Source organism: Streptomyces sp. NPDC056128, assembly GCF_042263835.1.
Classification (GTDB): domain Bacteria; phylum Actinomycetota; class Actinomycetes; order Streptomycetales; family Streptomycetaceae; genus Streptomyces.
Genome location: NZ_JBHJVQ010000058.1, coordinates 1 through 11,674, shown reverse-complemented (window position 1 = coordinate 11,674; position 11,674 = coordinate 1). Strand labels below are relative to the sequence as shown.

Annotated in this window: 1 protein-coding gene; it reads right to left on the bottom strand. The window is 69.4% G+C overall.

Features of this window, described 5'->3' with window-relative positions:
* A partial coding sequence (locus ACFC1X_RS40320) for an amino acid adenylation domain-containing protein (protein WP_376364611.1) occupies positions 1–11,647 on the bottom strand: 11,647 nt, incomplete at its 3' end.
* Positions 11,648–11,674: the final 27 nt, after the last annotated feature.

Genomic DNA, 11,674 nt, shown 5'->3' with positions numbered 1-11,674 from the left:
CAACAAACACATACGCACCCCCCGCCTTCCACACCCCCAACAACGCCACCACCACATCCACCGACCGCTCCAACACCACCCCCACCACCGACTCCGGCCCCACACCCCGACCCACCAACACACCCGCCAACCGACCAGAACGCTCATCCAACTCCCCATACGTCAACGACTCATCCCCACACACCACCGCCACCGCACCCGCATCCCGCACCACCTGCCGCTCGAACAACTCCACCCACGTCACACCCGGCACCGGCTCGACGGCGGAATTCCACCCCGCCACCACCTGCTCCCGCTCCGCCTCCGACAACACCTCAACCTGCCCCACCCGCACCTGCGGATCCTCAACCACAACAGACAGGACCCTCACCAACCACCGACCGACCCGCTCCACCGTCCCCGCATCAAACAGATCCACCGACCCCGTAACCGACCCCCGCAACCCCCCAGGACGACCCTCACCATCAACCACCTCACCCAACGACACATCAAGATCAAACTTCGCCGCCGCCAGCTGCACCCCCACCGGCGCCACACGCACACCCGGCAACTCCAGACCCGCCCCATCCACGTTCTGCAGAGTGAGCATGACCTGGAACAGCGGATGCCGCGCCAGCGAACGATCCGGCGCCAGCACCTCCACCAACCGCTCGAACGGCACCTCCTGATGCTCCAGCGCCGCCAGGCTTGTCTCCCGGACCCGCTCCAGCAGCTCGCCGAAGGTCGGGTCCCCCGACACATCGGTGCGGAGCACCAGGGTGTTGACGAAGAACCCGACCAGGTCATCGAGGGCTTGGTCGGTACGGCCGGCCACCGCCGTCCCGACGGGAATGTCCTCGCCCGCACCCAACTTCGACAGGAGCACGGCCAACGCGGCCTGCACCACCATGAACAGCGTCACGCCCTGCTCCCGCGCCAGCGCCGCCAGCTGCGCGTGCACCTCCGCCGGGACGACGACCGACGCCGTGTGGCCCCGGTGCGACGCGGCTGCCGGCCGCGGCCGGTCGCCCGGCAGCGCCAGCTCCTGCGGCGCCCCCGCCAACGCATCGCGCCAGAATCCCACCTGTCCGGCCAGCACACTGCCCGGATCACCCTCATCACCCAGCAGCTCCCGCTGCCACAGCGCGTAATCCGCGTACTGCACCGGCAACGGCTCCCAACCGGGCGCACGACCGTCACACCGCGCCGTGTACGCCACCGAGATGTCCCGCGCCAGCGGTCCCATCGACCACCCATCGCCCGCAACGTGATGCACCACCACCACCAACACATGAACATCCGCGCCGACCTCAACCAACAACGCCCGCAACGGCACCTCAACCCCGAGATCGAACCCGCGCCCGGTCTCCTGCGCCACCAGACCCGCCACCTCCCCCTCGGCGGCCCGCCTGACCCGAAGCACCTCACCCACCTCTGAAGGCGCCAACACCTGCTGATACGGCTCCCCGTCCACCACCGGGAACACCGTCCGCAGCACCTCATGCCGCTCCAGCACATCGCCGAACGCCACCCGCAGCGCGGCCACGTCCAACGCACCCTCCAACCGCAACGCAACCGGCATGTTGTACGTCGCGCTCGGCCCCTCCAAATGCGCCAGGAACCACAACCGCCGCTGAGCAAAGGACAACGGCACCCGCTCAGGCCGCTCCCAAGGCACCAACCCCACTCGCGCCGGAGCTGCCTCCGCGATCCGGAGCGCCAGCCTGGCGGGAGTCGGAACCTCGAACAGGAGCCAGATGCCCGCCTCGACACCCAGCCTCGAACGAATGCGGCTCACCAATCGCGTCACAAGGAGGGAGTGGCCCCCCAATTCGAAGAAGTCGTCGTCTGGGCCCACCGTGTCCAGGCCCAGGACGTCGGCGAAGATCTCGCAGAGGATCCGCTCCTCCTCCGTGGCGGCCTGACGCCCCCCTCCGGCCACCGCGTACTCCGGCGCCGGCAACGCCGCCCGGTCCACCTTTCCATTCACGGTCAGCGGCAGGCTCGCCAGCTCGACCACCACCGCGGGGACCATGTACTCCGGCAATTGTTCGCCGACAAAGCCACGTAGCTCAGCACTGAGTGGGCCGTCCACGCCACCCATGCCCGACACCTCGCCCGAGCCCTCGCGCTGGTCCTCGCCCTCGCCCCCGGGCACGACGTAGGCGACCAGACGCTTGTCTCCCGGCACATCCTCACGCGCGACCACCACCGCCTGACCCACCCCAGGATGCGCCGCCAGCACGGCCTCCACCTCACCAGGCTCAACCCGGAACCCCCGCACCTTCACCTGATCATCCGCACGACCCACGAACACCAACTGCCCGTCCGCACTCCACCGAGCCAGATCCCCCGTCCGATACATCCGCCCACCCGGCTCACTGAACGGGCACGCGACAAACCGCTCGCCCGTCAGCCCAGGCCGCCCGTGATACCCCCGCGCAACACCCGTCCCCGCCACATACAACTCACCCACAACACCCGGAGGAACCGGCGACAGACCATCATCAAGCACATACACCCGCGTGTTCTCCAACGGCCGGCCAATCGGCAACACCCCCGGCACCAACCCCACATCCCCCACCACCCACTGCGTCGCACACAACGTCACCTCCGTCGGCCCATACAAATGCCGCACCACAACCCCAGGCACAGCCGACAACACCCCCGACACCACACCCGACGGCACCACATCCCCACCCGTCAACACCTCACCCACCCCCACGAAACAACCCGCATCCTCCTCCACCAGCACCCGCAACAACCCCGCCGTCACATGCACCCGATCCAACCCACCACCCGCCACCAGCGACCGCAACACACCACCATCCACCTCACCCACCGGCGCCAACACCACCACCCCACCACCCACCAACGTCACCCACAACTCGTACACCGACGCATCAAACGCAAACGGAGCCCACCCCAACACCCGACACCCCGACACCACACCCCAGCACCCATCCACCACCAAACCCACCACATCCCGCTGACACACCACCACCCCCTTCGGCACCCCCAACGACCCCGACGTATACATCACATACGCGGCCACACCCCCCAACCCACCCACACCCAAATCCCCCTCATCCAACCCAATACCAGCCTCCGCCCCCAACACCCGCACCCCACACTCGCCCGCGACCCGACCAAACACCCCACCACCCGCACCCGCATCCGCCACGGCAACACGCACACCACAATCCCCCAACACCACACCCATACGCGCCGCCGGCCACCCAGGATCCACCGGCACATACGCCCCACCCGCCTTCCACACAGCAAGCAGGGCAACCACCAAATCAACCGACCGCTCCATCGACACCGCCACCACAGACTCCGCGCCCACCCCCTCACCCACCAACGCCCGCGCCAACCGATTCGCACGAGCATTCAACTCCCCATACGACACACCCACCCCACCCTGCTCCACCGCCACTGCACCCGGATCCCGCGCCACCCGCCGCTCGAAGAGGCCCGATACAGTCTGGGGCTCCGCGGTGGTGTTCCACCCGCCGAGGATCTGTCGCCGTTCCGCGTCAGTGAGGATGTCGATCTGCCGTACCCGTGCCTGAGGCTTGGCGACGACCCCGGTCAGGACACGTGCGAACCGCTGACCAATGGTGTCCGCGGTCGTCCGGTCGAACATGTCGGCCGCAACCGTCAACGAACAGCTCAGGCCGGCCGGGCGGCCGTCGTCGTCACGCGTTTCGGTCACGGTGACGCTGAGATCGAACTTGGCCGGCTTGCCCTCGGGCAGCTGAGCCTCCGTCTGGATGCCGGGCAGTTCGAGTGCTGCCTCGTTTGCCTTCTCGACGGTGAGCATGACCTGGAAGAGGGGGTGCCGAGCCCGTACCCGGGTGGGGGCGAGCACTTCGACCAGCCGCTCGAACGGCACGTCCTGGTGGTCGAGAGCGGCCAGGTCGTGTTCGCGTACCCGGGCCAGTACGTCGGTGAAGCTCGGGTTGCCCGTCAGGTCGGTGCGCAAGGCCAAGGTGTTGACGAAGAAGCCAACCAGTCCGTCCAGTGCCTGGTCGGTTCGTCCCGCCACCGCGGTGCCGATCGGGATGTCCTCGCCCGCCCCCAGCCGGGACAGCAGTACCGCCAACGCCGCCTGCACCACCATGAACGACGTGACACCCTGCGCACGCGCCAGCGCCGTCAACTCCTCGTGAACGGCAGCGGGGAGGTCGAACGTGATCGCGTCACCCCGGTGGGAGGGCACCGGCGGACGTGGGCGGTCCGTCGGCAGCCGCAGCTCCTCCGGGGCGCCCTGCAGTGCCTCACGCCAGTAGGCGATCTGGGTTGCCTGCAGGCTCTCCGGATCGTCCTTGTCGCCGAGCAGTTCGCGCTGCCACAAGGTGTAGTCCGCGTACTGCACCGGCAGCGGCAGCCACTCCGGCTCCTGGTCCTGGCGCCGCGCCGCGTAGGCGGCCGACAGGTCCCGGGCCAGCAGGTCCGTCGACCAGCCGTCCCCTGCGACATGGTGGATCACCACCACCAGCCGGTGGACATCCGTCCCGCTGCGGATCAGCAACGCACGCAGGGGGATCTCGGCCGCGAGGTCGAACCCATGGCCGATCTCGGCGGCCACCAGGGCGGCGGTCTCTCCTTCGCTCGTGACCTCGGTGGTCCGCAGGATGCGTCCCACCCTGTCCAGGTCCAGCACCTGCTGGTACGGCTCGTCATCGTGAGCGGGGAACACCGTACGCAGCACCTCGTGCCGAGCGGTGACATCGCCCAGCGCCGTCTCCAGCGCCTCGGTGTCGAGTTGCCCGCTCAGACGCAGTATCACCGGCATGTTGTAGGTGGGGCTGGGTCCTTCCATCTGCGCCAGGAACCACAACCGCCGCTGCGCGAACGACAGCGGCACCCGCTCAGGCCGCTCCCACCGCGCCAACCCCACTCGCGCCGCATCCGCGCCCGCGATCCGCGCCGCCAACCCAGCCGGCGTCGACGCCTCGAACAACTCCCGCACACCCAACTCCACCCCCAACACCACCCTCACCCGCGACACCAACCGCATCGCCAACAACGAATGCCCACCCAGCTCGAAGAAGTCCTGCTCAACCCCCACCCGCTCCACACCCAGCACCTCCGCGAACACCCCACACACCAACTCCTCCAACACCGACACCCCACCCCGCCCACCACCGCCAGCCACACCCACCTCACCGACCCCGCTAACCCCATACTCCGGAACCGGCAACGCCCCCCGATCCACCTTCCCGTTCACCGACAACGGCAGCCCACCCGACAACCCCACCACCGCAGACGGCACCATGAACTCCGGCAACCTCCCCGCCACCCACGCCCGCAACTCCGAACCCAACCCCTCCCAAACCCCCGACCCCTCCACCACCACATACGCAACCAAACGCTTACCCCCCGGAACATCCTCACGAGCCATCACCGCAGCCTGAACCACCCCCGGATGCGCAACCAACACAGCCTCGACCTCACCCGGCTCAATCCGGAAACCACGGATCTTCACCTGGTCATCGGCCCGTCCCATGTGCATCAGCCGCCCATCAGCAGTCCACCGGCCCAGATCACCGGTCCGATACATCCGCTCACCCGGCACGCCATACGGGCATGCCACGAAGCGCTCGGCCGTCAGGCCCTCCCGGCCCACGTATCCCCGTGCCAGTTGGCCACCGGCGACGTACAGCTCGCCCGTGACGCCTGGCGGGAGCAGCTTGAGATGCCGGTCCAGGGCGAAGACACGCAGACCCGGAATCGCCCGCCCGACCCCACTTCCCCGCGATGCCCCAGCACCAGCACCGACACCCGCACCCGCACCCGCACCCGCGGGCGGCTTCACGACCTCAAGCGTGACGTGCACCGTCGTCTCGGTGATCCCGTACATGTTCACCAGCGTCGGTTCGTCGGACCGATGACGCGTCCACCAGCCGTCCAGCCGCTCCACGTCCAGCGCCTCGCCGCCGAAGACGACCCACCGCAACGAGGACCAGTCCTCGGTCGCGGGCTCGGATTCCTCGGCGCGCATCAACTCGTAGAAGGCCGACGGGGTCTGGCACAGGACCGTCACCCGCTCCTCGGCCAGCATGCGCAGGAACGCGTCGGGGGACCGCGACACGTCGTACGGCACCACCACGAGCCGGCCCCCGTGCAGCAACGCCCCCCAGATCTCCCACACCGAGAAGTCGAACGCGAAGGAGTGGAACCACGACCACACATCGTCCGCGCCGAAGCCGAACCGCCGGCGCAGCGCACCGAACAACGTCGCAACGTTGTGATGCGTCACCAGCACACCCTTCGGTGCGCCAGTCGACCCGGACGTGTAGATCACGTACGCCGGGTGCTCTCCGGTCGTCCTCGTTCCCGGCCGGTCCGCCGCGCGCAGATCGGCGGACGACTCCGCCGTGAGGTCGGCCGTCGCATCGAGGTCGTCCAGCACCAGGGTCGGGACCACCAGGGCAGCGGGCAGCACATCCACGAGCGTGCCGGTGGTCAGCACGCACACCGGCTCCGCGTCCTCCAGCACGTACGCGATCCGATCCCGGGGGTAGGCGGGATCGACCGGCAGGTAGGCTCCGCCGGCCTTGAGTACGGCCAGCAACGCCACGATCAGTTCCGCGGACCGGTCCATCAGCACCGCCACCACGGACTCCGGCCTCACCCCACGCCGCGTCAGGACCCGTGCCAGTCTGTTCGCCTGCTCGTTCAGTTCCCCGTAGGTCATCCGCTGGTCACCGGAGACCAAAGCCACGGCTTCCGGCGTCCGTGCCGCCTGTTCCTCGAAGAGTCCGGGCAGCGTCACATGTGCAGCGACCGGCACGCCATCATCCGGCTCGCGCTCCCGATCCCGCTCCCGCTCCGGGAGGAGCAGGCTGCGCTCGTTCTCGGACAGGACATCGATCTCATGGAGCCGTACGTCCGGGTCGGCGGCCACCGTCGTCAGCACGCGGTTCAGCCGGTGCCCGAGTGCCGTGACGCTCTCCGCGTCGAACAGGTCCGCCGCTCCGACGACCGAGCCCCGCAGGCCCATCGGTCGACCGTCCTCGAAGACCTCCGCCAGCGTCACGTCGAGATCGAACTTGGCCGGCAGCGGTCCCCCGGTGTACGCCTCGGCCCGCACGCCAGGCAGGTCGAGCATCGCGGGGTCGTTGTTCTGGAAGGTGAGCATGACTTGGAACAGCGGATGGCGTGCCATGGAGCGCTGCGGCGCCATGAGTTCGACCAGCCGCTCGAACGGCAGCTCCTGGTTCTCCAGCGCTTGCAGGTCGCGTTCGCGTACCCGGTCCAGGATCTCGGCGAAGGTGGGGTCGCCGTGCAGATCCGTACGGAGCACCAGGGTGTTGACGAAGAACCCGACCAGGCCGTCCAGGGCCTGGTCGGTCCGCCCGGCCACCGCGGTGCCGATCGGGATGTCCTCCCCGGCGCCCAGCCGCGACAGCAGTACCGCCAGACCGGCCTGGACGACCATGAAGAGCGTGACACCTCGTCGGCGGGCCAGCGAGGCTAGCTCGGCATGTGCCTCCGCCGGGATGTCCAGTCGCACCGTGTGGCCGCGGTATGAGGCCTCCGTCGGCCGCGGCCGGTCCGTCGGCAGGTTCAGCTCCTGCGGTGCCCCGGTCAGTGCCTGCCGCCAGTGGCCGACCTGGGCGGCGAGGAGGCTGTCCGGGTCGTCCTCCTCCCCCAGCAGGTCCCGCTGCCAGAGGGTGTAGTCCGCGTACTGCACCGGCAACGGCTCCCACCCGGGCGCACCGCCCTCGCACCGCGCCGCGTACGCCACCGAGATGTCCCGCGCCAACGGCCCCATGGACCAGCCGTCTCCCGCGATGTGGTGGAACACCACGACCAGCACCGACGAGGCCGGACCGGTGTTGACCAGCAGGCCCCGCACCGGGATCTCCGCCGCGAGGTCGAACCCGTGGCCGATCTCGGCCGCCACCAGTTCCGCGGCCCGCTCTTCGTCGGCGGCCTGGGCGACCCGCAGGACGTTCCCGACGTCGGCGAGGTCCAGCACCTGCTGGTACGGCTCGTCGTCGTGGGCCGGGAACACCGTACGCAGCACCTCATGGCGCCCCAGCACATCCGCGAGCGCCGACCTCAGCGCACCTACGTCGACCTGCCCGGACAGCCGCAGTGCCGTCGGCATGTTGTAGGTGGGGCTGGGCCCCTCCATCTGCGCCAGGAACCACAACCGCCGCTGCGCGAACGACAACGGCACCCGCTCCGGCCGCTCCCACCGCACCAACCCCACCCGCGCCACACCCGCACCCGCAATCCGCACCGCCAACCCCGCCGGCGTCGACGCCTCGAACAACTCCCGCACACCCACCTCGACCCCGAACACCACCCGCAACCGCGACACCAACCGCATCGCCAACAACGAATGCCCACCCAGCCCGAAGAAGTCCTGCTCAACCCCCACCCACTCCAGACCCAGCACCTCGGCAAACACCTGACACACCAGCTCCTCAGCCACCGTGGCAGGACCCCGCCCACCGGCAGACGCGTACTCCGGAACCGGCAACGCGGAACGGTCCACCTTCCCGTTCACCGACATCGGCAGCCCACCCGACAACACCACCACCGCAGACGGCACCATGAACTCCGGCAACCTCCCCGCCACCCACGCCCGCAACTCCGAACCCAACCCCTCCCAAACCCCCGACCCCTCCACCACCACATACGCAACCAAACGCTTACCCCCCGGAACATCCTCACGAGCCATCACCGCAGCCTGAACCACCCCCGGATGCGCAACCAACACAGCCTCGACCTCACCCGGCTCAATCCGGAAACCACGGATCTTCACCTGGTCATCGGCCCGCCCCATAAACACCAGCACCCCGTCCGCGCGCCACCGCACCAGGTCGCCGGTCCGGTACATCCGCTCGCCCGCACCGCCGTACGGGCATGCCACGAACCGCTCCCCGGTCAGCCCCGGACGGTGGTGGTAACCGCGGGCCAGCGGCAGGCCCGCGACGTACAGTTCACCGGCGACTCCGGGCGGGACCGGCCGCAGGTACCGGTCCAGCACGTACAGGCGAGTGTTGGCGACGGGACCGCCGATCGGCGGGACCGTCTCCTCCTCCCGGGAGCAGCGGTGCCAAGTCACCGCGATGCAGGTCTCGGCCGGTCCGTAGCCCTGGACGAGGTCGATGTGCGGGAACAGCGCGAAGGCCCGGTCTCGCAGGGCTCCGGGCACCGCCTCACCGCCGCTGGCCAACTGCCGCAGGGTGGACAGGCCGGACACGGTCGGCTCCTCCAGGACCCCGGCCAGGGCCGAGGCGATCAGGTGCAGCACCGTCACGTCGTGTCGCCGTACCAGTTCCACCAGGTGAGCGGGGTCGGCCGTACTTCCGGTCGGCGCGATGACCAAGCTCGCGCCGATCACCAGGGGACAGAACGTCTGCCACACCGAGGGGTCGAAGCCCATGGGTGCGGTGAGCATCAGCCGGTCCGTCCGGTCCCATCCGAACTCTGCGACGCGGGCGAGTACGTGATTGACCACTGCCTCGTGGGTGACCGTGACTCCCTTCGGGGTCCCGGTGGAACCGGAGGTGTACATCACGTACATCGGGTGGGCGGGGAGGAGCAGCGGGCGCTGACCGCCGCCGCCCGCACCGGCTTCGGTGTCCTCGGCCAGGTCAGGACCGTTCCCGCTACCGTCCCCGTCGACCGTGAGCATCGGCACGCCCAACCCGGCGGCCCCCTCCTCCCGCCACGAAGCGCGGGCAATCACGCACACCGGACGCGCGTCGGCGAGCATGAAGGCGACGCGCTGCTCCGGGTACGCCAGGTCAACGGGCAGGTAAGCGCCGCCGGCCTTCAGCACCGCCAGCAGGGCCACGACCAGGTCGATCGAACGGTCCATCGCGACCGCCACCACCGACTCCGGGCCGACACCCCGGTCCACCAGCACCCGGGCCAGTCGTGCCGCCCGATCGTCGAGGCGGGCGTAGCTGATCTCCTCGTCCCCGCAGATCACCGCCGGTGCGTCGGGAGTCCGCGACACCTGTCGCTCGAACAGGCCCACGACCGTCACGTCAGGCATCGTCTTCGTGGTGTCATTCCACCGTTCCAGGACCCGCGAACGATCCCGGGGTGCCAACACCTCCACCGCGGGCAGCGGCGTCGACGGCGCCTCCTCCAGCCCGGTGATCAAGCTTTCCAAGGCGGTGTGCAACGACGCGCACACCAGCTCCGGATCGCCCGGTGCCGCCGTCCCGGCCGTCAGCACGAACCCGGTCCCGGAGTCATCGACCGAGACCACCAATGGGTAGTTCGTCCGGTCCTCGGTCGACAGGACCGTCATGCCGACCATCTCGCCGCCGTGCGTGTCGTCTCCGGGCACACGGTTTCCGTGGCGGTAGTTGAACAGCGTGGTGAACAGCGGCACCGAGGCCGCTACACCGCTGGCTGCCTGCGCAAGGGCGAGCGGGGCGTGCTCGTGCACCAGCAGGCCAGCCAGCTGCTCCTGCATGGCCCGCACCGCGCCGAGAGCGTCCAGATCCGCTACGTCCATCCGCACCGGCAGGGTGTTCATGAACGGGCCGGGAATCCGCTCGGCACCCGCGCCCGCGTTCATGCGGCCCAGCAGTACGGTCCCGAACACCACGTCCGTCCGGCCCGCGAGGCTCGCCAGCACCCTCGCCCACGCCACGTGGAACAACGTCGCCGGACTCACCCCGAGCGCACGCGCCCCCTCTCGCACCCGCCGCGCCAGCAGGTCGTCCACCGCCATCCGCACCCGCTGCACATCGGAACCGTCGCCATGGGCATCGGCCAGGCCGAACGGCAGCGTCGGCTCCGTCACTCCGCCCAACAGCCCCGCGAAGTACTCCTCATGCTCCGCGCGGGACACGCCCAGCCGCGCCTGGGCCACGAAGTCCCGGAAGGGCAGCGGCACGGGCAACTCGTCCCCGCGCCCGTCCAGCAGCGCGGCGACCTCGCTCAGTACCACCTCCAGAGCCGTGTGATCGCGCAGCAGATGGTGGACCTGCACCAGTGCCAACCAGCGCCCCGTCACCGGGTCGGCCGCCACACGCACCCGAAGCAACGGCGCCCGCCGCACGTCCATCCACCGCCCAGCGACCTCCAACAGCTCGGCCGCCGCGTCGCCGTTCCCGGGCAGGAGGACCTCTCCGACCGGGACGACGGCGCGCCGCCAGACCACCTGCACCGGCTCGGGCAGCCCTTCCCAGATCACCCCGGTGCGATAGATGTCGTGCCGGTCCACCACCTGCTGCAACGCGGCCAGGAACCCGTCCAGCCGCTCACGACTGTCGAAGCCCAGAGCGAGAGAGAGGAGATAGGGGTCCGCGTCCCCTGAGTCGGCGAGCAGGTGGTGGAAGAAGATGCCCTCCTGCAACGGCGCCAGCGGGTACACGTCGGCGACGTTCGGCGCGCCTCCCTCGACCGACGCGCAGACCAAGTCGATCTGTTTCGGCGTCAGTTCGACCAGCGGCAACATCTCTGGCGTGATGACCTCCGCGCCTTCCCCGGGGATCCCGTTCGGCGGAACGTCCACCGCACCTCCGCCACCGGTACCCGCGGCCGCAGCCAGCCCGGCCGGCGTCGGTGCCATCAGGAGTGCTCGCACGGACACCCCGACCCCGCGCTCACGCAGCCGGGAGGCCAAGGTGACCGCCAGCAGGGAGTGCCCGCCCAGCTCGAAGAAGTTGTCCTCCACCCCCACCCGCTCCACGCCCAGGACATC